The 520-nt window shown below is 51.5% G+C and carries 1 protein-coding gene; it reads right to left on the bottom strand.

What is annotated here, in order from left to right; all coding sequences use genetic code 11:
• Nucleotides 1-520 (bottom strand): DUF3971 domain-containing protein (locus tag R7Q11_RS29285; RefSeq protein ID WP_263857238.1); only part of this gene is annotated, 520 nt, incomplete at both ends.

Raw genomic sequence — 520 nt, 5'->3', positions numbered from 1 at the left:
AAGCGACCGAGCTGCGCCAACACATCCACTTGGTAAGTAAAACCCACATCGTTGAGCTGCAAGTCAATGTCCATCTGCCAAGGCGCATGACCGGAAACCAAGCTCAACCAACGTTCACCCAAATAAGGCTTGAGAGGCTCTACATCCCAATCACCTAAAGTATTGATGGTCACGTTGTAGCCTTGGTCCGCACTTTCGCCGTGGAAATCGAGTGAAATAGGCTGCGAGAGTAACTCTGCTGACAAGCCAGATGTCGTCACCACATCGTTGTCGAACTGAATGCGGCCTGTGGCTTTTTCTAGCGTCATTGGCGGCGCATCAATATCAACACGGTTGTCTTTCAAATCCGCATAACCCCAAGCTCGCGCGTCTTTTTCCATATCAAAAGGAATGTTGAGCTGGAACTCGGAATACACCGGGCCACTGACTTGCAAGGCCGTCAAAGCGGCACCAACCGAGTCAACCAGCGGCGTAGCCATCATGTAGTCGCGAACTTCATTACCCGGAGCTGTGGCTTTAG

Source organism: Vibrio sp. 970 (genome assembly GCF_033339075.1).
The sequence above is the reverse complement of the archived record's forward strand: the minus strand, read 5'-3'. Positions and strand labels throughout refer to the sequence as shown.